The sequence below is a fragment of the Stutzerimonas sp. S1 genome (genome assembly GCF_025966695.1).
GTDB lineage: Bacteria > Pseudomonadota > Gammaproteobacteria > Pseudomonadales > Pseudomonadaceae > Stutzerimonas.
This window is the reverse complement of the sequence record NZ_JAOEIY010000008.1, coordinates 163,011-187,529: the sequence shown is the minus strand read 5'-3', so window position 1 is coordinate 187,529 and position 24,519 is coordinate 163,011. Positions and strand designations below refer to the sequence as shown.

Annotated in this window: 20 protein-coding genes; all 20 read left to right on the top strand. The window is 65.2% G+C overall.

The window, feature by feature from the left end:
* Nucleotides 1-7: 7 nt before the first annotated feature.
* Nucleotides 8-514, top strand: a complete 507-nt coding sequence (tssB, locus tag N8H22_RS18515) for a type VI secretion system contractile sheath small subunit (protein ID WP_008567243.1) — start codon at nt 8-10, stop codon at nt 512-514.
* Between the two features lie 26 nt (nt 515-540).
* Nucleotides 541-2,019, top strand: coding sequence for a type VI secretion system contractile sheath large subunit (gene tssC / locus N8H22_RS18510; protein WP_008567242.1), 1,479 nt, complete (start codon nt 541-543; stop codon nt 2,017-2,019).
* 4 nt (nt 2,020-2,023) lie between these two features.
* Nucleotides 2,024-2,431 carry a type VI secretion system baseplate subunit TssE gene (gene tssE, locus N8H22_RS18505; RefSeq protein ID WP_264591962.1) on the top strand — a complete coding sequence of 136 codons (408 nt, stop codon included), beginning with the start codon at nt 2,024-2,026 and terminating at the stop codon, nt 2,429-2,431.
* Nucleotides 2,432-2,442: 11 nt separating this feature from the next.
* Nucleotides 2,443-4,371 carry a DUF2235 domain-containing protein gene (locus tag N8H22_RS18500; protein ID WP_264591961.1) on the top strand — a complete coding sequence of 643 codons (1,929 nt, stop codon included), beginning with the start codon at nt 2,443-2,445 and terminating at the stop codon, nt 4,369-4,371.
* Nucleotides 4,368-5,021 carry a DUF2931 family protein gene (locus N8H22_RS18495; RefSeq protein WP_264591960.1) on the top strand — a complete coding sequence of 218 codons (654 nt, stop codon included), beginning with the start codon at nt 4,368-4,370 and terminating at the stop codon, nt 5,019-5,021. Before N8H22_RS18500 ends, N8H22_RS18495 begins: the two co-directional genes overlap by 4 nt.
* On the top strand, nt 5,008-5,652 hold the full coding sequence (locus N8H22_RS18490) for a DUF2931 family protein (protein WP_264591959.1): 645 nt from the start codon (nt 5,008-5,010) through the stop codon (nt 5,650-5,652). Before N8H22_RS18495 ends, N8H22_RS18490 begins: the two co-directional genes overlap by 14 nt.
* On the top strand, nt 5,639-6,001 hold the full coding sequence (locus N8H22_RS18485; RefSeq protein ID WP_264591958.1) for a hypothetical protein: 363 nt from the start codon (nt 5,639-5,641) through the stop codon (nt 5,999-6,001). The genes N8H22_RS18490 and N8H22_RS18485 overlap by 14 nt, the downstream gene beginning before the upstream one ends.
* Before the next feature lie 55 nt (nt 6,002-6,056).
* Complete coding sequence (gene tssF / locus N8H22_RS18480; protein WP_264591957.1) at nt 6,057-7,847, top strand: type VI secretion system baseplate subunit TssF; 1,791 nt, start codon at nt 6,057-6,059, stop codon at nt 7,845-7,847.
* Entirely contained in the window at nt 7,811-8,818 is a 1,008-nt protein-coding gene (gene tssG, locus N8H22_RS18475) for a type VI secretion system baseplate subunit TssG (RefSeq protein ID WP_106157174.1), read from the top strand. Before tssF ends, tssG begins: the two co-directional genes overlap by 37 nt.
* Nucleotides 8,819-8,829: 11 nt before the next feature.
* Nucleotides 8,830-11,421 carry a type VI secretion system ATPase TssH gene (gene tssH, locus N8H22_RS18470; protein WP_264591956.1) on the top strand — a complete coding sequence of 864 codons (2,592 nt, stop codon included), beginning with the start codon at nt 8,830-8,832 and terminating at the stop codon, nt 11,419-11,421.
* A gap of 10 nt (nt 11,422-11,431) precedes the next feature.
* The gene (locus N8H22_RS18465; RefSeq protein WP_264591990.1) at nt 11,432-12,940 is read left to right on the top strand and encodes a sigma 54-interacting transcriptional regulator; all 1,509 of its coding nucleotides are present in this window, start codon (nt 11,432-11,434) and stop codon (nt 12,938-12,940) included.
* Nucleotides 12,941-13,152: 212 nt separating this feature from the next.
* On the top strand, nt 13,153-13,287 hold the full coding sequence (locus tag N8H22_RS18460; protein WP_264591989.1) for a type VI secretion protein: 135 nt from the start codon (nt 13,153-13,155) through the stop codon (nt 13,285-13,287).
* Between the two features lie 20 nt (nt 13,288-13,307).
* The gene (gene tagH, locus N8H22_RS18455) at nt 13,308-14,504 is read left to right on the top strand and encodes a type VI secretion system-associated FHA domain protein TagH (RefSeq protein WP_264591955.1); all 1,197 of its coding nucleotides are present in this window, start codon (nt 13,308-13,310) and stop codon (nt 14,502-14,504) included.
* 4 nt (nt 14,505-14,508) lie between these two features.
* Complete coding sequence (gene tssJ, locus N8H22_RS18450; protein WP_102820430.1) at nt 14,509-14,991, top strand: type VI secretion system lipoprotein TssJ; 483 nt, start codon at nt 14,509-14,511, stop codon at nt 14,989-14,991.
* 2 nt (nt 14,992-14,993) lie between these two features.
* The gene (gene tssK, locus N8H22_RS18445) at nt 14,994-16,325 is read left to right on the top strand and encodes a type VI secretion system baseplate subunit TssK (RefSeq protein ID WP_264591954.1); all 1,332 of its coding nucleotides are present in this window, start codon (nt 14,994-14,996) and stop codon (nt 16,323-16,325) included.
* A 5-nt stretch (nt 16,326-16,330) separates the two neighbouring features.
* Entirely contained in the window at nt 16,331-17,212 is an 882-nt protein-coding gene (gene icmH, locus N8H22_RS18440; protein WP_264591953.1) for a type IVB secretion system protein IcmH/DotU, read from the top strand.
* 1 nt (nt 17,213) lies between these two features.
* Nucleotides 17,214-20,753 carry a type VI secretion system membrane subunit TssM gene (gene tssM / locus N8H22_RS18435; protein ID WP_264591952.1) on the top strand — a complete coding sequence of 1,180 codons (3,540 nt, stop codon included), beginning with the start codon at nt 17,214-17,216 and terminating at the stop codon, nt 20,751-20,753.
* On the top strand, nt 20,753-21,484 hold the full coding sequence (locus N8H22_RS18430) for a PP2C family serine/threonine-protein phosphatase (RefSeq protein WP_264591951.1): 732 nt from the start codon (nt 20,753-20,755) through the stop codon (nt 21,482-21,484). Before tssM ends, N8H22_RS18430 begins: the two co-directional genes overlap by 1 nt.
* Nucleotides 21,481-22,452 carry a serine/threonine-protein kinase gene (locus tag N8H22_RS18425; protein WP_264591950.1) on the top strand — a complete coding sequence of 324 codons (972 nt, stop codon included), beginning with the start codon at nt 21,481-21,483 and terminating at the stop codon, nt 22,450-22,452. Before N8H22_RS18430 ends, N8H22_RS18425 begins: the two co-directional genes overlap by 4 nt.
* Nucleotides 22,453-22,473: 21 nt before the next feature.
* Nucleotides 22,474-24,519 carry a type VI secretion system tip protein TssI/VgrG gene (tssI, locus tag N8H22_RS18420; RefSeq protein WP_264591949.1) on the top strand — a complete coding sequence of 682 codons (2,046 nt, stop codon included), beginning with the start codon at nt 22,474-22,476 and terminating at the stop codon, nt 24,517-24,519.

Genomic DNA, 24,519 nt, shown 5'->3' with positions numbered 1-24,519 from the left:
GAACACCATGGCCAAAGAAGGCTCGGTTGCACCCAAGGAACGCATCAACGTCACGTTCAAGCCGGCCACCGGCAACGCTCAGGAAGAGGTCGAGCTGCCCCTCAAGCTGATGGTGCTGGGCGATTTCACCCAGCGCGCCGACGACCGCAAGATCGAAGACCGCAAGCCCATCGCCATCGACAAGAACAGCTTCGACGAGGTCCTGGCCAAGCAGGAACTGAACCTGACCTTCGGCGTGCCGAACCGTCTGCAGGACGAGCAGACCGATGACGAGCTGGCCGTGCAGCTGCGCATCAATTCGATGAAGGATTTCAACCCGGCCAATCTGGTCGAGCAGGTCCCGGAGCTGAAGAAGCTGATGGAACTGCGCGACGCCCTGGTCGCCCTGAAAGGCCCGCTGGGCAATGCCCCGGCCTTCCGCAAGGCCATCGAAAGCGTACTCGCCGATGACGATTCGCGTGACCGCGTACTCGGCGAACTGGGCCTGGCGGCCAAAGAGAAGCTGGACGCCTGATATCACCGACAAGGAAGCACATCTACATGACCACTAGCGCAGCCGCCGTCGAGCACGGCAACCACCTCGCCGAAGGCGGCATCCTCGACCGCATCATCGCCGAAACCCGCCTGACACCGGACGACGAGGCCTACGACATCGCCAAGCGCGGCGTCTCGGCCTTTATCGAAGAACTGCTCAAGCCGCAAAACGAAAACGAGCCGGTGAAGAAGGCCATGGTCGACCGCATGATCGCGGAGATCGACGCCAAGCTCAGCCAGCAGATGGACGAGATCCTTCACCACCCGCAGTTCCAGGCCCTAGAGTCCTCCTGGCGCGGCCTCAAGCTGCTGGTCGATCGCACCAACTTCCGCGAGAACATCAAGCTCGAGCTGCTCAACGCCTCCAAGCAGGACCTGCTCGACGACTTCGAGGACAGCCCGGAGATTGTCCAGTCGGGCCTGTACAAGCACATCTACACCGCTGAGTACGGCCAGTTCGGTGGCCAGCCGGTCGGTGCACTGATCGCCAACTATTTCTTCGACCCCAGCGCGCCCGACGTGAAGACCATGCAGTACGTCGCCAGCGTCGCCAGCATGTCCCACGCGCCCTTCATCGCCGCTGCCGGCCCGAAATTCTTCGGTCTGGAAAGCTTCACCGGCCTGCCGGACCTGAAGGACCTCAAGGATCACTTCGAAGGCCCGCAGTTCACCAAGTGGCAGAGCTTCCGCGAACAGGAAGATGCCCGCTACGTCGGCCTGACCGTGCCGCGCTTCCTGCTGCGCAATCCCTACGACCCGGAAGACAATCCGGTAAAAAGCTTCGTCTACAAGGAAAACGTCGCCGGCAGCCACGAGCACTACCTGTGGGGCAACACCGCCTACACCTTCGCCAGCCGCCTGACCGACAGCTTCGCCAAGTTCCGCTGGTGCCCGAACATCATCGGCCCACAGAGCGGTGGAGCAGTGGAAGACCTGCCGCTGCACCACTTCGAGAGCATGGGCGAGATCGAGACCAAGATCCCGACTGAGGTGCTGGTTTCCGACCGTCGCGAGTACGAGCTGGCCGAAGAAGGCTTCATCGCCCTGACCATGCGCAAGGGCAGCGACAACGCCGCATTCTTCTCCGCCAACTCGGCGCAGAAGCCGAAGTTTTTCGGCAACAGCGAGGAAGGCAAGACCGCCGAGCTGAACTACAAGCTCGGCACCCAGCTGCCCTACCTGTTCATCGTCAACCGCCTGGCGCACTACCTGAAGGTGCTGCAGCGCGAGCAGATCGGTGCCTGGAAGGAGCGCACCGATCTCGAGCTGGAACTGAACAAGTGGATTCGCCAGTTCGTCGCCGACCAGGAGAACCCGAGCTCCGAAGTACGCAGCCGCCGTCCGCTGCGTGCAGCTCAGGTCAACGTCAGCGATGTCGAGGGCGAGCCGGGCTGGTATCGCGTCAGCCTCAGCGTGCGTCCGCACTTCAAGTACATGGGCGCGGATTTCACCCTGTCGCTGGTCGGCAAGCTGGACAAGGAGTAAGCACTTGAACGGATACGGCAGCCTCTTCGAACGCCTCGGCGGTGACGCCGCGCGACGTTCCGGCTGGAGCCGCGAAGTCGCGGCGATGGCCTCGGTGGCTGCCCATCTGGCCAAGATGCTCAGCACCCGAGCGGGCAGCGTGCAAACGCTGCCCGACTACGGGTTGCCCGATCTCAACGATATGCGCCTGTCGCTGCACGACTCGCTGCAGCAGGCGCGTATCGCTATCGAACGCTTCATCGAAGCGTACGAACCCAGGCTGACCCAGGTTCGCGTGCTGTCGCTGCCGCGCACCCACGATCCATTGACCCTCGCCTTCACCATCGAAGGCCTGCTCGAAGTAGATCGTCTAAAACGTCAGGTCAGCTTCTCCGCCAGCCTGGATGGCAGCGGACAGGTCAAGGTCCAGTAAGGAGACAACGGATGTCCGGCAAACCCGCAGCCCGCCTCGGCGACCCCACTGCTTGTCCGAAGACAGGCCATGGCACCAACCCCATCGCCGTCGGCTCACCCGACGTGCTGTTCGACGGCTTGCCGGCCGCGCGCCAAGGCGACGCCTCCGCCTGCGGCGGCGCGATGGCCAGCGCAGTGATTCCCAATGTGCTGATCGACGGCAAACCGGCTGCGGTGGTGGGCAGTGTGGGGAGTCATGGCAATACCGTGACCGCGGGTTCGGGGACCGTGGTCATCGGCAGCAGCCACAACGCGGCCCCCTTCCTTGCCCCCGCTGCCCTTGGAATTGCCAAGGCAGTTACTGCGGCGGCCGCTGCCGCCGAGGCCTTTCGCTCATCTGAACCGATAGCCCGCGCCTGGCAGGAAGAGCCGGGGGACCTCGCGCCGTTGGGCCTGGAAGAAGAAGATGAGGAAGAGGAGCTGGTCGAGCAGCCGCAGCAACAGGCGCGCCAGGGCATCACCCTGCGAATCGGCGTGTTCTTCGACGGCACCGGCAACAACCTGGCCAACGCCGCCGTCACCGAGCAATGTCGCCAGGACGATCTGCAGTTGGTGGGCGAGCGCACCCTGCAGGAAGTCATCGAGTACTGCCAAAGCCATGGTTTCAGCGGCAGCAACGGTGACGGCTATTTCACGCAGGCTCCCGACGGCAGCTACGGCAATGCGCCAAGCAATGTGGCACGGTTGTATGGGTTGTATCGGGACGATACCGACCAACCTCTAGCAACCAATGCCGAATCCGCTGTTGTCCGTATCTATATGGAAGGTATCGGCACCAGCAGTGGCGAAGCCGACTCGCTTTATGGGCAGATCACCGGGCGGGGCGACACCGGAATACAGGCGCGAGTGAGAAAGAGCCCCGATGAAATCGTCAAGCAACTGCGCCGCTTGTTGGAAAACACCCCCGACCTGCAAATCGACACTCTGGAGTTCGATATCTTCGGTTTCAGCCGCGGTGCAGCGGCGGCCCGGCATTTCGCCAACGAACTGCTCAAGCCCGGCGGCGGCGTACTGGCAGGCCCCCTGCAACCCGGCCAGTTCGGCTTGGTCGACAACTTCGACTGGGCTGCCCATGCCCGTATCAACTTTATCGGCCTGTTCGATACCGTGGCTGCCGTGATCGACCCGCTGAACGGCGACTATGAACCAGCCAACCACCTCAACCCCGGCATCAACCTTTATCTGCCGCCCGGCTGCGCGCGCAAGGTGCTGCAACTGACCGCCCGCGACGAGAAGCGCTGGAACTTCGCCCTCAACAGGGTCGCCCCGGATCACCAGGAAATCTGCCTGCCCGGCGCGCACTCGGATATTGGCGGCGGCTACCGCCCCCTAATGCTCGAGCGCCTGCTGCTGAGTCGTCCGCTCAGCTCCACAGTGCCGGCCAATACGCCACCCGAACAGACCCATGCCTCGCGCGAGACCTGGCGGCAATATCACCAATGGAAGGCCCTCGGCCTGCCTGACGAAGCGCTGAAGGAACCCAAGGTCTGGCCCAGTCGTAAACCTGTCTTTCACGAGCGCGGCTTCAAGCGGCCGCCGGAGGACGTGGTCTACGGCCTGCTGCCCATCAAACGGCAGGTTCGTGGCGAATTGTCGCTTATCTATCTGAGAGTAATGCGAGAGCTGGCTGTGCAATACGGCGTTCCGTTCGACTTTATCGACGAACAGGAAAGCACAACCGCAATACCCGCTGAGCTTCAAAAGACTGCCAGTCACCTGTTGGCCTATGCCCAAGGGAGCCGATACGGCCTGGACGAAGAGGACGAGCGCCTGCTCTGGTCACGCTATATCCACCTCTCAGCTCACTGGACGCCCAGCAGTGGCCTGCTGATCAGCAAGCCAGCCCCCAACGTCCGCCTGACCTATAACAACAAGCCGCAACAGGGTTACCCCGAATGAGAACCTTCCTGCTTGCATGCGCACTATTCCTGCTCGGCGGCTGTGCCACCAGCCAGAGTCAGCCAAAGCTGCCATTTAATGCCTGGTACGTTGGGCTGCTGGCGCCCAACTATATGGAAGTCTGGGTGGAAAGCGTGGACGTGATCGACCGCCGAGGACTGGCCTATGAACAAGTGCATAGCGGCATCGTGGCAATCCAGTCCCCCTCCAACAACAGCGGCAATCCACGAGGGTGGCCAAAGCGCGTAGGTAGCGGCGCCGGCAAGAACCTGCCGGGCATCGACCTGCCTGAAATCATCTTCGTACGCTGGCAATCGCTGGTCGAGCCGCAGACCTACAACGTGCGTATCAACATCCCAGAATGGGTACGCGAAGAAATGCTCGAGCAGCATTCCTCCTATTGCCAGGCGGACAAGCGGGTGATCGACGGTTTGTACCGACACGACATCACCATCGGTCTGGCACCCGGCGGTATCGCCAAGGCCTGGGTCGGCGGCCCCTGCCTGGAGCCCATTGAAATCGGTCGCTTCGAAGCGGCTATCAGCAAGGTCGGACCATACGGCGGGAAATCCAACGGAGAACATCGTCCGCTTTCCGACAAAGCCAAGGCCTATATCGAGCAACACGGGGTGCCCTATGGCTCCTGGTAAAACCTTCCTCCTCGCCTGCGCCCTGCTTCTACTCGGCGGCTGTGCCACCAGCCAGGGCCAGCCCGGACTGCCCTATCGTGCCTGGTTCGTCGGACTTGGCGCTCCCGAACATATGGAGGTCTGGGTCGAAAGCGTGGACGTGATCGATCGCCGTGGGCTGGCCTACAGCGAAGTCTATAGCGGTATCGTTTCCTATACCGGCAGCTCCTCCGGCTGGCCTGATCGAGTATCCGGAGGCAAGGGCAAGAACCTGCCCGGTATCGACCTGCCGGAAATCATCTTCGTGCGCTGGCAATCGCTGGTCGAGCCGCAGACCTACAACGTACGCATCAATATTCCCAAATGGGTGCGCGAGGAAATGCTCAAGCCACATGCTCCTTACTGTCTTGGAGAAAAGCGCATCGTCGAGGGCATGTATCGCAAGGTCATCACCATCGGCCTGGCCCCCGGCGGTATCGCCAAGGCCTGGGTCGGCGGCCCCTGCCTGGACTCCATCGAAATCGGCCGCTTCGAGGCGGCTATCAGCAAGGTCGGACCATACGGCGGCAAGTCCGATGGGCACTATTACTTCCTCTCGGATGAGGCCAAGGCCTATATCGAGCAACACGGGGTGCCCTATGGCTCGTGGTAAACCCTCCTCACGCTGCGCCCGCCTGGCGCTCGCCGCCCTCGCGCTGATATTGGCCGCCTGCACCAACACTTCCCCGCCGCCGCGAGAACTGGCCGGGCGTTACGAACTGATCGGTGTGATGGAAATGGGCTCACAGCTGCTGCTCCAGGAACAGGGCACGTTCGAGGCGGTGCTCTACTACGGCAGCCTCGACATCCAGGGTCGAGGGCACTGGGCAATGGTGGACGGGCAGATCGAGTTGCGCGAACGCGGGCCGAGGGCCTTTTTCGACGGGATGAGGCTGAAGCCACACGGCAACTGCCTGCTCGTGAACATGGACACCTCCACGGGATGCTATCGCCGACGCTAGAAGCCCCGCCGCGCAAGCGCGCCGGACACGAAACGACAAGGATGAATCGTTAGACATGTCTTTCAACCATTACTACCAGAGCGAGCTCACCGCCCTGCGCCAGCTGGGCAAGCGCTTCGCCGAGCGCAGCCCGGCGCTGGCGCCATTCCTCGGGCAGGCCGGGCGCGATCCGGATGTCGAGCGGCTGCTCGAAGGGTTCGCCTTTCTCACCGGGCGGCTGCGGCAGAAGCTCGATGACGAGCTGCCGGAGCTGACCCACTCGCTGATGCATCTGTTGTGGCCGAACTACATGCGCCCGCTGCCGGCCTTCAGCATGCTGCAGTTCGATCCGCTGAAGCGACCCGGCCCGGCGCTAACGGTGCCGCGCAATACGCCGGTGGAATCCAATCCGGTGCAGGGCGTGAGTTGCTGCTTTCGTACCGCCTACGCCACCGAGGTGCTGCCGCTGGCGTTGCAGGCGCTGGAGTATTCGGTCAAGGGCACCGGGGCGCTGCTCAGCTTGCGCTTGCAGATGAGCGCCGATGGCCATCTCTGCGAGATCGGTCTCAACCATCTGCGCCTGCACCTGGCAGGCGAGCCCTATATCAGCCAGCTGCTCTACCTGAGCCTGTTGCGGCATCTGGGCGGCATCGAGCTGGTGCCGCTGGACGCGCAGGGTCATCCGCTGACCGGTACGGATGGCCGACCGCTGACGCCCTTGCAGCTCAACGCCAAGCAGGTCGAACCGGTGGGATTCGCCGAGGATGAGGCGCTGATCCCCTACCCGCTCAATACATTCCGCGGTTATCGCTACCTGCAGGAATATTTCGCCTTCCCGGACAAGTTTCTCTTCGTCGACCTCAAGGGCCTGGAGATCATTCAGCGCATCCCCGAAGATTTGCTCAAGCAGGCCCGCGGCCTGGAGCTGCGCTTCGACATTCGCAAGGCCGGCGTGCAGCGCATACGTCCGACGCTGGACAACGTGCGCCTGTACTGCACGCCGGTGGTCAACCTGTTCCCGCACGATGCCATCCCGATCCGCCTGGACGGCAAGCAGGACCAGTACCTGCTGCTGCCAGCCGAGTACGATACGCAACAATGCGGCGTGTTCTCGGTGGATCGGGTGACCGGCTGGAAACCCGGCGGCATGGGCTACGAAGAATACGTACCGTTCGAGTCCTTCGAGCATGACGCCAGCTTCGATGTGCCAGTGGCGCGGCCGCACTACAGCGTGCGCCAGCAACCTTCGCTGCTCGGAGAAGGACAGGAAACCTGGCTCAGCTTCGGACTGCGCAACCTCGACCAGCACGAGACGCTGTCCATCGAGCTGACCTGCACCAACCAGAACCTGCCGCGCCAACTGAAGCTCGGCGACATCTGCAAGCCCAGCGAAGACACCCCGGAGTTCCTCAGCTTCCGCAATATCTCGGCGGTCACCCCGAGCTACGCGCCGCCGCTGCAGCGCGACTATCTGTGGAAACTGATCAGCAACATGTCGCTGAACTACCTGTCATTGGCCAACGTCGAGGCGCTCAAGGTGATCCTCGAGACCTACGACCTACCACGTTATTACGACAAGCACGCCGAGAACGTCAGCCGGCGGCGCCTCGGCGGCCTGACTCACATCGCCCACCAGCACGTCGATCGCCTGCATCGCGGGCTGCCGGTGCGTGGCGTACGTACCGAACTGACCATGAACCAGGACGGCTTCATCGGTGAGGGCGATCTGTTCCTCTTCGCCTCGGTGCTCAACGAATTCTTCGCCCTCTACGCCAGCCTCAACTCGTATCACGAGCTGCGCGTACAGAGCACACAGGGAGAGGTGTACCAATGGACGCCGCGCATGGGTCAGCAACCGCTGCTCTGAAACCGCTCAACCGCGGCATCCGCGAGTACAGCCTGTTCCAGGGTGTGCTGCTGGTGCTCGATCGCCTGCGCCAGCTCAATCCCGGTCTGGATGACGAGGCGCTCTACGAGCGCCTGGAATTCCAGGCCAATCCGAGCCTGGGCTTTCCCGGCAGTGATATCGAGCAGGTGCAGTTCTTCCAGGAGCACGGCGAGTGGCGCGCGCGCCTGCGCATCAACCTGGTCAGTCTTTTCGGCGCCGGCTCGCCGCTGCCGGCCTTCTACGGCGAACAAGCACTTGGCGACAGCGAGGACGGCAACCCGACCCGCGACTTCCTCGACCTGTTCAACAACCGCCTACAGCGCCTGCTGCTGCCGATCTGGCAAAAGTACCGATACCGCGCTCGCTTCACCAGCGGCGCCCATGACCCCTTCTCGGAGCAGCTGTTCGCCCTGGTCGGGCTCAGCGGCGAGGCCATCCGCAGCGCGCCGGAACTGAACTGGAAGCGCCTGCTGCCCTATCTCGGCCTGCTCAGCCTGCGCGCACATTCAGCGGCATTGATCGAATCGGTACTGCGCTACTACTTCAAGCACGCCGAGCTGAACATCGAACAATGCCTGGAGCGCCAGGTGGAAATCCTCGGCGAACAACGCAACCGCCTCGGCCAGGCCAACAGCCAGCTGGGCGAGAGCCTGGTGCTCGGCGAGCGGGTCCGCGACCGCGGCGGCAAGTTCCGCATCCATATCCGCCAGCTGGACTGGAATCGCTTCCACGAATTCCTGCCCATTGGCAGCGGCTACCAGCCGCTCTGTGCGCTGGTGCGCTTCACCCTGCGCGATCCGCTGGATTACGACCTGCGCCTGGAGCTCCGCCCGGACGAGATCCGTGAACTGCGCATCGGCGCCGACAACAACTGCCGCCTCGGCTGGACCAGCTGGCTCGGACGCGAACGCGCCGACGGCTTGGTCACCCTGGGCAGCAAGACTCATTAAGGAAGATGGACATGATCAACGTCGACTTACAGCAACTGGTGCAAGCCCTGGATGCCCCCAGTAAACAGGATCTGGAAGGCGCAGCCGAACGCTGCGTGGTACGTGGCGGCAGCAAGATCCTCGTCGAGGACCTGCTGCTCGGCCTGCTCGAGCGTTCCGAAGGGCTGCTGGCGCGGGCGCTGCAGGATGCCGAGGTGGATGCCGGCGCACTGACCCAGGCGCTGCAACCGCGCGGCGAGCACAGCGAGTCGCGCAACCCGGTGTTTTCCACCGAACTGGTGCAATGGCTGCAGGATGCCTTGCTGGTGGCGAGCCTGGAGCTGGCGCAGAGCCAGATCGACCAGGCCGCGCTGATTCTCGCCCTGCTGCGCAATCCGCTGCGCTATGCAGGCAGTCATTACCAGCCATTGCTGGCCCGGCTGGATGCCGAGCGCCTGCGCGACTTCGCCCTCAGCCAGCAGTCGCAAGGCAGCACTGGCAAACCTGCTGCCGGTGGCGAGTCGAACCTGGCGCGCTTTACCCACAACTTCACCCAACAGGCCCGTGACGGCAAGCTCGATCCGGTGCTCTGCCGCGACTCGGCGATCCGCCAGATGATCGACATCCTTGCCCGGCGGCGGAAGAACAATCCGATCGTGGTCGGCGAAGCCGGGGTCGGTAAGACCGCCATCGTCGAAGGCCTGGCGCTGCGCATCGTCAGCGGGGAAGTGCCTGCGGCACTGAAGGGCGTCGAGCTGCTCTGCCTGGACCTCGGCCTGCTGCAGGCCGGCGCCAGCGTAAAGGGCGAATTCGAACGCCGTCTGCAGGGCGTGATCGACGAGGTGAAAGGTTCACCGAAGCCGATCATCCTGTTTATCGACGAGGCCCATACCCTGATTGGCGCCGGCGGCCAGGCCGGCAGCGGCGATGCGGCCAACCTGCTCAAGCCGGCACTGGCACGCGGCGAGCTGCGCACCATCGCTGCAACGACCTGGAGCGAGTACAAGAAATACTTCGAGAAGGACCCGGCCCTGGCCCGGCGCTTCCAGCCGGTGCAACTGCACGAACCGAGCGTTCCGGAAGCCGTCACCATCCTGCGCGGGCTGGCGCCGGTCTACGAAAAGAGTCACGGCATCTACCTGCGCGACGATGCGGTCACGGCCGCCGCCGAGCTGTCGGCGCGCTACCTGGCCGGCCGGCAGCTGCCGGACAAGGCCGTCGACGTGCTGGATACCGCCTGCGCGCGGGTGCGCATCAGCCTCGCCGCCGCGCCCGAGGCGCTGGAACGCCTGCGTGGCGAAATCGCCGAAGGCGAGCGCCAGCGTGAAGCCATGCGCCGCGATCTGGCCGCCGGCCTGCCGGTCGACACGGCTGCCCTGGAGCGGCTGGAGCAACGGCTGATCGCGGCGGGGGACGAGATCGAGCTGCTCGAATCCCGCTGGACCAGGCAGCGCCTGCTCGCCGAGCGCCTGCTCGACCTGCGCAAACGCACCGCCGAAGCCCGCGGCGATGCGATCGAGGACCGCGTGGCCACATCGCTCGATGAACTGGAGGCCGAGCTGCGCGCCGTGCAGGCCGAACTTGCGGCAGCCCAGGCCGAGCAGCGACTGGTCAGCCATGAGGTCTGCCCGCGCCTGGTGGCCGAGGTGATCAGTCACTGGACCGGCGTGCCGCTGGCGCAGCTGGCCCGGGAGCACAACGCCCAGGTCGCCAGCTTCGCCGCCGATCTGCGCGCCCGGGTGCGCGGTCAGGAACAGGCCGTGGAGGCGCTGGATCGTGCCATGCGCGCGGCAGCGGCCGGGCTGAACAAGCCCGACGCGCCGGTGGGCGTGTTCCTGCTGGTCGGCCCCAGCGGCGTCGGCAAGACCGAAACCGCCCTCGCCCTGGCCGACCTGTTGTACGGCGGCGAGCGCTTCCTCACCGTGATCAACATGTCCGAGTTCCAGGAGAAGCACAGCGTTTCCCGCCTAATCGGCGCGCCTCCCGGCTATGTCGGCTACGGCGAAGGCGGCATGCTCACCGAAGCGGCACGGCAGAAACCCTACTCAGTGATCCTGCTCGACGAGGTGGAAAAGGCCGATCCGGATGTGATGAACGTCTTCTACCAGATCTTCGACAAGGGCGTGGCGAATGACGGTGAAGGCCGCGAGATCAACTTCCGCAACACCCTGATCCTGATGACCAGCAACCTCGCCAGCGAGCGCATCGCCAGTTTCTGCACCGCCGGGCAGCGACCGGCGGCCGAGGATCTGGAACTCGCCATCCGTCCGCAGCTGTCGCAGCACTTCAAGCCGGCCCTGCTCGGGCGCATGCGCGTGGTGCCCTATTACCCGATCGCTGGTGAGGTGCTCGACGAGCTGGTTGCGCTCAAGCTGGCGCGCTTCGGTGAGCGGCTGCAGCGTCGCCAGCTGCAGTTCAGCCATTGCCCGGCGCTGGTCACGCACCTTTCCGAGCGCTGCGGCGGCAGCGACAGCGGTGCACGCCTGATCGACCATCTGATCGAGCAGCACCTGCAACCGCTGGTGGTGGACCGCCTGCTCGATGCCATGGCCAGTGGCGAGCCGCTGCAGCGGGTACATGCCACGCTGGATGGCGAGGGTGCACTAGTCTGTGAGTTCGCCTGAGATGTCCGCAATGTTCAATCAGGTGCCACAGCCGCTGCGCTATGCCGAGGCCCTGCTGGGCCGCTTCGCCGAACTGGCGCGCGCGGCGAACGCCGACAGCCTGCTCGGTGGGCTGGTGGAAACCGCGGCGCAGCTGAGCGATTGCCAGCTCAGCCAGCTCTATCTGCTGGACGCCACCCATACCCGCCTGACGCTCTCGGCCGAGTGGCACAACGGCCTGTTGCAGCCACGCGAAGCCACCAGCCTGCCGAGCGATTATGACGGCGAACAGCTACTGCAATACTGCCTGTGCCAGAACCAGACCCTCTGTCTCAGCGAACTGGACAGCAGCCTGCACGCCTCGGGCTTTCTGCCGGACAGCCCGGCTCCCTGGCGCAGCCTGCTCTGCCTGCCGCTGCAGGACGAGCGGCAGCGCGTCGCCGGCCTGCTACTCACGGCCAGTACCGAATCGCGCGAGCTGCACGGCTTCAGCGGTTCGCTGGCCCAACTCGGCGCCTTCGGCCTCGCCCAGCTGCATCTGCTCCAACGCCTGCGCGCGCCCGGCAGCACCACGCCACCTGCCGCTACAGTCAGCCCGTGCGCCAGCGGTTACGGCCTTATCGGCGACAGCCCGCGCATGCGCGCGGTCTACCAGCTGATCGGCAAGGTGCTGCACAGCCCGGTCAACGTGCTGCTCACGGGAGAAACCGGCACCGGCAAGGAACTGGTGGCGCGCGCCATTCACGATTGTGGGTTTCGCCGCAGCAAGTCCTTCATCGTGCAGAACTGCGCCTCGCTGCCTGAGCAGCTGCTGGAAAGTGAGCTGTTCGGCTACCGCAAGGGCGCCTTCACCGGTGCCGACCGCGACCGCAGCGGCCTGCTCGATGCGGCGAACGGCGGCACGCTGTTCCTCGACGAGATCGGTGACATGCCATTGCTGCTGCAGGCCAAGCTGTTGCGCGTGCTGCAGGAAGGCGAAGTGCGCCCGCTGGGCTCCACCGAAACCCACAAGGTCGACGTGCGCATCGTCGCCGCCACCCACCGTGACCTGCGCAGCCAGGTGGAAAACGGCCTGTTTCGCGAGGATCTGTTCTACCGCCTCTCGCACTTCCCCATCGAACTGCCGCCGCTGCGCGAGCGTGACGAGGACATCCTGCGCCTGGCCCGGCATTTCGCCGACAAGGCCTGCGCCTTCCTCCAGCGCGATCTGTGTCGCTGGTCCGACGCCGCGCTCGAACGCCTGGCAGGCTATGCCTTCCCCGGCAACGTGCGGGAATTGAAGGGGCTGGTGGAGCGCGCCGTGCTGCTTTGCGAGGGCGGCGAGCTGCTGCCGGAGCACTTCAATCTGCATGTGGAAGCGAGCCTGGACAGCAGCCTGAACCTGCGCGAACGCATGGAGCGGGTCGAACGCAGCCTGCTCATGGATTGCCTGCGCAAGAACGGCGGCAACCAGAGTCAGGCCGCCCGCGAATTAGGCCTGCCACGGCGCACGCTGCTGTATCGCATGGAACGGCTGAATATCAGCCCGGCCGATCTCTGATGCAGCACGGACGCCCAGGCACGCGCCGCATCGGCGCCGGCATCCGCAACCGCGCGGGCATATCTGACCGTCTGCGCGTTTCGGCAGCATCCGGCGGATGTTCTGTGAACCGGGTCACCTGCCAAACACCACAACTGAACTTCAATGTGCCGCCCGTGTCGCGCCGCCAGGCGCACCTCGCTCCCCACACACGACTTCAAGGAGGAAATCGCGTGCCCGTGCGCTATTACGCCCTCGTTTCGCTCATCGCCGCAGCCCTGCTCACCGGCTGCACCGGCAACTACAAATTCAACGATGACCAATATCGTCCGCTGGGCGACCCGCAAGCCTTGAATCGCGGCCAATAACCGCAAGGAGCGACACGACCATGGAACTGGTCTTCGATATGGTAGGCGCCCAGCAATTCGTGCCGGGTCTGCTGACCACCAAAACCTTCAAGCAGGCCGGCGGCGTGATCGGCCGCGCAGAAGGCTGCGACTGGGTGATCCCCGACCGCAAGCGCGTCCTCTCCGGGCGCCACGCAATGATCAGCTACCGCGATGGGGCGTTCTTCCTCACCGACACCAGCAGCAACGGCATCCAGCTCAAGGACAGTGGCGCCAGCCTAGTCAAGGGCCAGCCGCAGCGCATCGAGCATGGCAGCGTCTACTGCCTGGGCGACTTCGAGATCCGCGCGCGGCTGATCCAGGACCCGGCGCTGTTCGAAGGGGACATCGGCCGCCCGCAGCCGGCCGGCAGCATCATCCCCGACGATGCCTTTCTCGACCTCGATCCGCTGGTCGCCATGGACCAGCAGGAGCGCATCTACGCCGAAGTCGACGACCTCGACCTCGCCCTGGTTGCGCCACAGCGCCAGGCCCAGCAGCGCGACTACGCACGCATCGACATGGAAAGCCTGCCGTTGCCGGAGCTGGTCATGCCGCAGGCGGCGCCCGAAACCAAGCACGAAGCCGAGCCCGAACGACTGACACAGGGATTCTGGACACGTTTCGGCGAAGCGCTGGGCATCGAACTCGACGACCTCGACGAGGAGCAGCGCCAGGCCTTGGCGCTGAACGCCGCCCGCCTGCTCAAGCAGAGCGTCGGCGGCCTGCAGCAGAGCCTGCGCACCCGCAGCGAGCTGAAGAACGAGCTGCGCCTGGCGCTGACCACCGTGCAGAGCGCCGGCAACAACCCGCTCAAGCACAGCGCCGATGCCGGCGAGGCCCTGAGCGCCCTGCTGCGCGGCGGCAAGCCCGGCCAGCTGCCGGCCGAACAGGCCATCGGCCGCGCCTTCCGCGACCTGCAGGCGCATCAGGTGGCACTGCTGGCGGCCAGCCGCGCGGCTGTTCACGCAATGTTCGAGCAGCTGGCACCAGAGCAGCTGGCGCTGCGTTTCGAACGTGAAGGCCGCAAACCGCTGATCGCCACTGCCGGCAGTCGCTGGCGCGCCTATCGCCGGCTGCATCAAAGCCTCGGCCAGGATGCCGACTGGAGCGAGCGATTGTTCGCCCGCGACTTCGCCAAGACCTATGAGGAGCAGGTGCGCCTGATCGCCACGCTCGATTCAACCCATCAAGGATGATCCCATGCCTCGTCGCATAACCCTGGCCATGCTGGCCTCGCTGCTCGTGCTGGGCGGCTGCTCGGCGCTGTCGCCGTACTCCAAGCTGACCAAGCTCGACCTCGAACTGCACGGCAGCGACCGCCTCAACCCCGATCTCAACGGCCGGCCGTCGCCGATCGTGCTGCGCCTGCTGGAGCTCAAGCATCCGGTGGCGTTCGAGAACGGCGACTTCTTCGCCCTCTACCAGCGGCCCAAGGAAGCCCTGGCACCGGACCTGGTGACCTCCGAGGAACTGGAACTGCGTCCCGGCGAAAGCCGCGAGCTAAAGCTCTCGGTGCAGGACGGCAGCCGCTACGTCGGCGTGCTGGCCGCCTACCGCGACCTGCCGGAAGCCAGCTGGCGCTATGTGATTGCCCTGCCGCCGCAGGAGCGCACCCATGTCGCCCTGAGCCTGGATGAGCGCGGCATCGCGCTGTTCGATCCGCTCGCCGAAGAAGGACAGTAAGCATGAGCCTGCACAAGGTTGTCTGGCAGGAAGGCATGCTGCTGCGCCCGCAGCACTTCCAGCAAAGCGATCGCTACTACGACCACCAGCTCAAGGCGCGCACCCAGAAGCTGGGCAGCTATGCCTGGGGTTTCTTCAACCTGGAGATCGACCGCCAGTTCCTCAACATGGGCAAGCTGGTGCTCAGCCAGGCCAGCGGCATCCTCCCGGACGGCACCCTGTTCGAGCTGGGCAGCGAACGCGAGCCACTGGCCCTGGACATCCCGCCGAACACCGGCAGCACCCTGGTCTATCTCGCGCTGCCGCTGGTCACCGGCAACCACATCGAAACCCGCCGGCCCGAGCAGAAGGACGTGCTGGCGCGCTACACCGCCCATGAGCTGGAGGTCGCCGATTCCAATGCCGGCGACAGCAGCACCAGCCAGGTCAGCACCGGCCTGCCGGATTTCCGCCTGCTGCTGGGCGAGCAGCAGAGCGACCAGGCCTACGTGAAGCTGCAGCTGTGCGAGGTGCTCGACACCACGCCGGACGGGGTCATCAGCCTCGACCCGGAGTTCATTCCGACCTACGTCAACTTCCAGGCTTCGGGCTACCTGCTGTCCTGCCTGAAGGAAGTGATCAGCATGCTCGCCCACCGCGGCGACACCCTTGCCGAGCGCATCAGCGCCACCGGCAAGGTCGGTGGCGCGGAGGTCGGCGACTTCATGATGCTGCAGCTGATCAACCGTCATGAACCGGTGCTACGCCACTACCTGGGCGTGGAGCAGGTGCATCCGGAGCAGATCTACCGCGACCTGCTTGGCCTGCTCGGCGAGCTGGCGACCTTCTCCAGCGAGAGCAAGCGCCCGCGCCTGGATGGCCGCTACCAGCACAGCGACCAGGGCGCGAGCTTCCGCAAGCTGATGGACGCGATCCGCCAGGTGCTGTCGATGGTGCTCGAGCAGCACGCCATCGAACTGCTGCTGCAGCAGCGTCAGTACGGCATCCAGGTATCGCCGCTGCACGACCACAAGCTGCTCGGCACGGCGTCCTTCGTGCTCGCCGCCAGCGCCCAGTGCGATTCGGAAACCCTGCGCACCCGCCTGCCGGCGCACCTGAAGATCGGTCCGGTGGAGCGCATCCGCCAGCTGGTCAACCTGCATCTGCCGGGCATCCGCCTCAAGCCGCTGCCGGTGGCGCCGCGGCAGATCCCCTTCCATGCCGGCAAGACCTACTTCGCGCTGGAACTCAACGCCGAGGACCAGGCGCAACTGGAGCGTTCCGGCGGCTTTGCCTTCCATGTGTCCGGTGACTTCGCCGGGCTCGAACTGAAATTCTGGGCGGTCAGGGACTGAGCGACATGATCAAGGAAATGGATTACGGACAGGACGAGCGCACGGTCATCGTCAATCGAGCGGGAGAAGCGCCGGCGCAGAGCACGCTGACCGACTTCGACACCCCGCCGCGCTTCGAGCAGCTGGAAGAGCGGATGATCTACGCTGCGCGCCTGCGCCCGGCGGAGACCTTCAATATCAGCCTCAACCCGCTGGTGGCCGCCGCCTCGCCGCTGCTGTCGGAAGTGGTGCGTTTCAAGCACAGCCTGGAAAGCGAAGACCTGCAGGCCCTGCACGGCCAGTTGAGCAGCGCGATCAAGCTGTTCGAGCATCGCGCGCTGCATGACGGCGCCGAAAGCAGCCAGGTAATGGCGGCGCGCTACGTGCTCTGCACCGTGCTCGACGAGGCCGTGGTGACCACGCCCTGGGGCAACGAGAGCGAATGGTCGCAGATGAGCTTGCTGTCCTCCTTTCACAACGAGACCTTCGGCGGCGAGAAGTTCTTCCAGCTGCTCGAGCGGCTATCGCGCAACCCGGTCAAGCACCTGCCGATGCTCGAACTGATGTACCTCTGCCTGTCGCTTGGCTTCGAGGGCAAGTACCGCGTGCTGCCGCGCGGCATGCTCGAACTGGAAGCGGTACGCGACAGCCTTTACCGGCAGATCCGCCAGATGCGCGGCGACATCCCGCGCGAGCTGTCGCCGCATTGGGAGGGCCTCAAGGACACCCGCCGGCGCCTGGTGCGCATCGTGCCCTGGTGGATGGTCGCGCTGTTCACCCTGATGTGCCTCGGGGTGATCTACGGCGGTTTCGCCTGGGTGCTCGGCGAACAACGAGAGAGCGTGCTGCAACCCTATCGCTCGCTGGACATGGATGCCGGCGACTCCACCTTGTCAGGGATGAAATGAGATGAAGACGTTCTTCGGCAAACTCGGCGCCGTGCTGCGCCGGACCTGGGTCTGGAGCCTACTGCTGGTCCTGCTGCTGGCGGTCGTGGTGTGGTTCGTCGGGCCGTTGCTGGCAGTCGACGACTACCGATTCTGGGAGGCGGCGACCGCCCGCCTGCTGAGCATCAGCGTGCTGTTTCTCGGCTGGGGCCTGGCCATGGTCTTCGCCAGCTGGCGCGCCAGCGCGCGCAAGAAGCGCGACGCCGAGGATCAGGACGTTCAGGAACAACTGCGCCGCGACGGCCTGATCGGCGAAGAGCAACAGGAGTTGCGCCATCGCTTCAAACAGGCGCTGCGCACCCTGAAGACCTCCAGCCTCTATCGCGGGCGCAGCGAGAAATGGCGCAGCGAGCTGCCCTGGTACCTGCTGATCGGCCCGCAGGGTAGCGGCAAGACCAGCCTGCTGGATTTCTCCGGCCTGGACTTTCCGCTCAACCGCAGCGAACAGCAGCGCCTGACCAAGGACGTCTCCGGCACTCGCTATGCCGACTGGTACTTCGCCGATCATGCCGTGCTGATCGACACCGCCGGCCGCTACCTGACCCAGCCCGACGCTGCCGTCGACGGCAGCGCCTGGGATACTTTGCTCGGTCTGCTGCGCAGGCGTCGTGCACGGCCGCTCAACGGCGTGCTGGTCAACCTGCCCGTGGACCAGCTGCAGGGCGGCAGTGAACTGGAGCTGGAGAACCTTGCCCGCCAGACCCGTCAGCGCCTGCATGAGATCCATCAACGTCTGAGCGTGGACGTGCCGGTCTACCTGGTGCTGAGCAAGGCCGATCGGATTCTCGGTTTCGACGAGTTCTTCGAGCAGCTGTCGCGGGAGGAAAGCGATCAGGTGCTCGGCGCGAGTTTCCGCAAGGAACAGAATGGCAGCGACGCGCAGGTCGTGCGCCAGGAGTTCGAGGAACTGCTGCGCCGGCTGAACAGCCAGGTGATCCTGCGCATGCATCAGGAGCGCGATACCCAGCGCCGTGGCCGCATCCTCGACTTCCCCCATCAGCTGGGGCAGATCGGCGAGCATCTGAGCCTGTTCATCGAACTGGCCTTCGCTGGCAACCGTTACCAGCGTGCCAGCCAGTTGCGCGGCTTCTACCTGACCAGCGCGCCGCAACTGCGCGAAGGTCTCGACCCGCTCACCGCCGGCATCGGTCGTCAGCTCGGCCTGGCCAGCAGTGCACTGCCAACCTTCCGCAGCGGCCGTGCGCGCTTCATCAATCAGCTGCTCAGCCGGGTGATCTTCCCGGAAGCCGAACTGGCGGGCCTCGACCAACGCGAGGTGCGCCGCATCGACTGGGGCCAGCGTGCCCTCTATGCCGGCGCCTTCGGCTGCCTGCTGCTGATCGGCGGCGCCTGGGCGCTGAACTTCTCGGGCAACCACGAGCGCCTGGAACAGCTGCGCGGCATCGCCCAGCAACTCGGCAGCGAGCGCAAGTCCATCGAGGCGGGAGACGAGGCTCTGCGCACGCTCAAGGCTCTGGACGCGAGCTATGCGGCGACCGAGGTGTTCCCGCCGAAAGACGAGGTGTCCTGGCTGCGCCGGGGCGGCCTGTATCAGGGCGAGGCGGTCGACCCGACGCTGCACGAGGCCTACCGCCGCGATCTGGAGAAACTGCTGCTGCCACGTGTCGGCCGGCAGCTGGAAGCGCAGATTCGCGCCAACTTGAACGACCGCGAGCAACTGCTCGGCAGCCTGCGCGCCTATCTCATGCTGAACCTGGCCGAACGCCGTGATGCTGCGTTTCTCAAGGACTGGCTGGCCGCCGACTGGTCGCTGCGCCATCCGGGCAATGCCGTGGCGCAGCAGGGGCTCAACACGCACTTTGCGCGCCTGCTGGAGGAATCCTTCGCGCCGTATCAGCTGAACGAAAAACTGGTGGCCAAGGCCCGCGCCCAGTTGCGCAGCGAATCGCTGGCGGCAGTGGTGTACCGCATGCTGCGCGATCAGGCGCGCAACCTTCCCGACTATCGTCTGAACACGCAGCTCGGTCCGCAGGCATCGCTGTTCGTCGGCGGCGACTATGCGATTCCCGGCTTCTATACCCAGCGCGGCTATCACAAGCTGTTCGTCGCTCAGGGCGCCGATCTGGTCAGTGAGATTCTGCGCGACAACTGGGTGCTGGGCGAAGGCGACAGCCTCAGCGCCAAGGACCTGAGCCGCCTGCTGACGGAAATGGAGCAGCTGTATTTCCGCGACTACGCCGCGCACTGGAGCGAAGCGATCGCCCAGCTGAACATTCTCCCGGCCGCCAGCGCGGCGCAGGGTGCTGCACAGCTCGCCGGGCTCACCGCGGCCAACTCGCCGCTGCTGCAACTGCTGCTGGAAATACGCGAGAACACCCGCTTCGCCGGTCTGACCGAAGCGGCCGCCGAGGCCGGCGAGCTGGCCGAAGCGGCGCAAGATGCCGGTGGCAAGCTCGGCAAGGCGGCCAAACTGGCCACTGCCGCGGCGGAGCAGACCCAGGCTGCGCTGCTGAAGAACGTACCCGACACCGCACGCAAGACCCTGGAGCGGCGCTTCGCGCCGTTGCACCAGCTGCTGGACGAAAACGGCGCAGCCGGCCCGGAGTTGAGCGCCAGTCTGCAGGCCCTCGACGCCCTGCAATTGCAGCTGGCCTCGCTGGCCCATGCCAGCGCACCGGAACAGGCCGCCTTCGAGATGGCCAAGGCACGCATGGGCGGCCAACGCGACGCCATCAACCAGCTGCGCAACAGCGCTGCACGGCTGCCGCAGCCGCTGGGCAAGTGGCTGGGGCTGCTGGCCGAGGACAGCTGGTCGCTGGTGCTCAGCGATGCCTATCACTACCTCAACCAGCGCTATCGCAACGAACTCTATGCCAGCTATCGCGGTGCCCTGCGCGCGCGCTATCCGTTCAGCGCCCACAGCGCCAGCGACGTCGCCCTCGCTGACTTCCGCGAGTTCTTCAAGGCCCAGGGCCTGGCGGACAGCTTCTTCGAGCGCTACCTCAAGCCCTTCGTCAGCGGCAGCGCCGGTCAGTACCAGCTGCGCCGAGTCGATGGCCGCGGCCTGCCGTTGTCCGAGCAGTTCCTCGCGCAGATGAGCCGGGCGCAGACCATTCGCCGCAGCTTCTTCGCCGAAAACCCCAACGAGCCGCTGATCCTGTTCAAGCTGGAGCCGTACTCGCTGGATTCGAGCCTCGGCCGGGCCGACTTCCGCTTCGGCAACCAGCAGCTGGAGTACCGCCACGGCCCGATCGTGCAGACCGCATTCCGCTGGCCGGCCGAAGCCGACGACGGACGCACCAGCCTGGTGGTGGAAGAGCTCGGCGGTCGCCGCGTGGGTATCGAGAAGAACACCGGGCCCTGGTCGCTGTTCCGCCTGATCGACCTGATGCAGGTCGACTACCACAGCGGCCGTGACGTGTTGATGCTCAAGGCCGACCTCGGCGGCCTGCGCGCCAACTACCTCCTGCACGCGCAGCGCTCGCCGAATCCGTTCGACCTCGCGCTGCTGCGCGGCTTCAAGCTGCCGGCGACGCTGTGATGAGCGCAACGGCGTGCAGCTGGCGCAGCGCTGCGCGCACCGACACCGGCAAGGTGCGTGCGCGCAACGAGGATGCCTTTCTCGACCTGCCACAGGCCGGGCTCTGGGCCGTGGCCGACGGCATGGGCGGGCATCAGAACGGCGCCCTGGCCAGTCGCCTGATCGTCGAGCAGCTGGCCGAGCTTTCCAGCGGCGGCGATCTGCCCGAGCGGCTGCTGGCGCTACGGCGCTGCCTGCATGAGCTGAATCGCCGCCTCAGTCAGGAACTGACGGTCACCGCCGAACGGCCCGATCCGGTGATCGGCAGCACGGTGGTCGCCCTGCTCATGGAGGGCGACCGCGCCGCCTGCATCTGGGCCGGCGACAGCCGCTGCTACCTGTGGCGCGGCGGCCGGCTGTATCAGCTGTCACGTGACCACTCGTTGCTGCAGCAACTGATCGACGAGCAGCAGCTCAGCCCCGAGCTTGCCGCCAAACACCCGGCTGCTCACGCGCTGACCCGCGCCATCGGCGCCAGCGAGAAGCTGGAGCTGGATATCCTCGAGTTCGTCGTGCTTCCCGGCGACACGCTGCTGCTGTGCAGCGATGGGCTCTACCAGAGCATGTCCGCCGACGCCCTCGGCGCCGCACTCAGCCTGCCATCCACACACCTGGCGCTGGAGCGGCTATTTCGCCAGGCGCTCAAGGGCCCGGCGCGCGACAACCTCAGCGCCGTGGTGATCCGCCGATGAACGCCCAGCCCGCCTGCGATCTCACCTATTTTGCGCTGGCATCCACCGCGGCCACGCCGGTGCCGGTGGTGCCGAAGACGCCTGCCGGCGAGCTGCCGGACGTCCTCGGCGGCCGCTATCGGATCGAGCGCCTGCTCGGCGTCGGCGGCATGGGCGCGGTCTATCGCGCCCGTGACTTGCTGCGCGAACAGTTCGGCGATCCGGAACCCTACGTGGCGCTGAAGACGCTCAGCGAGGATTTCGCCGAATACCCCGATGCCAGCGCGCTGCTCTACAGCGAATACGCGCTGACCACGCGCCTCAGTCACCGCCATGTCGTGCGCCTGTACAACTTCGACATCGACCCGGCCAGCCAGCGTGCCTTCATCACCCTGGAGCTGCTCAAGGGTCCAACCCTCGACCAGCTACTGTGCGAGCGCCCGCAGGGCATGGCCTGGAACGAACTGCAGGGCATCGCGTTACCGCTGCTGGAGGCGCTGACCTACTCCCACAGCCTGGGCGTGCTGCATGGCGACCTGAAACCGAGCAACGTGATGCTCGCCGATGACGGCCTGCGCCTGTTCGACTATGGCCTCGGCCAGCCGCTCGAAGGCCTGCTGCCCGGTCTGCCGCGCCTGTGCCGCACGCGTTTCGCCGCCTGGACGCCGCGTTATGCCGCACTGGAACTGCTCGACGGTGGCGAACTGACCGCCAGCGCCGATATCTACGCACTGGCCTGCGTGCTCTATGAACTGGCCAGCGGCAGCCACCCTTATCGCCGGCTCAGCGCCCGCCAGGCCAAGGCCATGGGGCTGGATCGCACCCTGCAGCGCCCGCCGCAATTGCCGGCGCATTGCTGGCCGGCGCTGCGGCTGGCACTGGCCTTCGACGAAGCTCAGCGCAGCATCGATGCGGCGGGCCTGTTGCAGGTCTTCAGCCGCCCCGTACCGAGCCGCTGGCAGCGCTGGCTCGGTCATTCCCATGGATGACATCAGGACAAGGAAAGCCCAATGTTCAACGCCGCCAATGAAACCCACTTCAGCCTGACCCTGGAAGGCGTCGAACACGACTTCCAGGTGCTCGAATTTCAGGGGCGCGAGGCCATCAGTCAGCCCTATCGCTTCGATCTGGAACTGGTCAGCGAGCGCGCCGACCTGGATCTGCAGGCACTGCTGCACAGGCCAGCCTTTCTCGCCTTCGATCCAGCTGGCAAAGGCGTTCATGGCCTGGTCCACCGCATCGCCCAGGGTGAATCCGGCAAGCGCCTGACCCGCTATCGGCTCACGCTGGTGCCGCAGCTGGCCTACCTCGCCCATCGCACCAACCAGCGCATCTTCCAGCACCTGACGGTGCCGCAGATTGTCGCCCAGGTGCTCGAGGAACACGGCATCCAGGCCAACGCCTACCGCTTCCAGCTTGGCCCAGTGCTCTACCCAGAGCGCGAATACTGCGTGCAGTACGACGAAACCGACCTGCACTTCATTCAGCGCCTGTGCGAGGAAGAGGGCATCCATTACCACTTCGAGCACAGCACGGCCGGCCATGTACTGGTCTTCGGCGATGACCAGACCAGCTTCGCCAGACTCGGCCAGCCGACCGCCTATCTGCAGGACAACGGCATGACGGCCGACGAGCCGGTGATCAAGCGCTTCGCCGTGCGCGTCGCCACACGCACCAGCAGGGTCAGTCGCCGTGATTACGACTTCGAACAGCCCAGGTTGCTAATGGAGGCGGCCTACCGCGGCGAATCGGCGGCGGACGCGCTGCCGCAGCCCGACCTGGAAGATTACGACTACCCCGGCCGCTTCACCGAGCGCGCCCGCGGCAAGCACCTGTCGCAACGCGCCCTGGAGCGCCATCGCCACGACTACCGCCTTGCCGAAGGCAACAGCGATCAACCAGGATTGGTCAGCGGCCATCTGCTGGAGATGTCCGACCACCCACGCCGGGAATGGAACGACCTCTGGCTGCTCACCGAAGTCCTGCATGAAGGCAGGCAGCCGCAGGTGTTGGAGGAGTCGGTCACCAGTCATATCGCGCCCGGCGACGGTTTCGTCCAGGGCTACCGCAACCGCTTCAACGCCACGCCCTGGGACATCCCCTTCCGCCCAGCTCTTCACCATCCGAAACCGAGGGTGCTGGGTAGCCAGACCGCCGTAGTCACGGGACCTGCCGGCGAAGAAATCCACTGCGATGAATACGGTCGCGTGCGCGTTCAGTTCCATTGGGACCGTGAAGGCCAGGCCGACGACAAGACCAGCTGCTGGCTGCGCGTCTCCTCCAGCTGGGCCGGCGACCGCTATGGCGGCATCGCCATTCCGCGGGTTGGCATGGAAGTGCTGGTGACCTTCCTCGAAGGTGACCCCGATCAACCGCTGGTGACCGGCTGCCTGTACCACAAGGAACACCAGGTCCCTTACGACCTGCCGGCGAACAAGACCCGCACGGTGTTCAAGACCCTGAGCAGCCCGGGCGGTAGCGGCTACAACGAACTGCGCATCGAAGACCGCAAGGGCCAGGAACAGATCTACATCCACGCCCAGCGCGATTGGGACGAGAACATCGAGCACGACCAGAAGATCCGCGTCGGCCACGAGCGCCATGACACGGTGGAAGCCAACAGCTACAGCGAACTCCGCGCCGAAGAGCACCTGACCGTGGCCGGCGACCGCAAGGTGGAAGTCAAACCCGACGATCACCTCACCATCGCCCAGACCCAGCACATCAAGCTCGGCACCGCCCAGCTGACCAAGGCCGGCCGCGAGATCCACCTCAAGGCCGGGCAGAAGATGGTCATCGAAGCCGGCATCGAACTGACCCTCAAGGCCGGCGGCAGCTTCATCAAGCTCGACCCGGGCGGCATCACCGTCTCCGGCCCGCTGGCGCGAATCAACGCCGGCGGCGCACCGGGCAAGGGTTCGGGGATCAAGATCAAAGCGCCAGTGCTGCCGGGGATGGCGGATAGCGAGAAGGCGGGGAGCTTGTTGGAACAGGCGTCTGCCAGTTCGCTCAACCCCAAAAACAAAGTCAAAAGAATGATGAATTTTTCAGGCTGA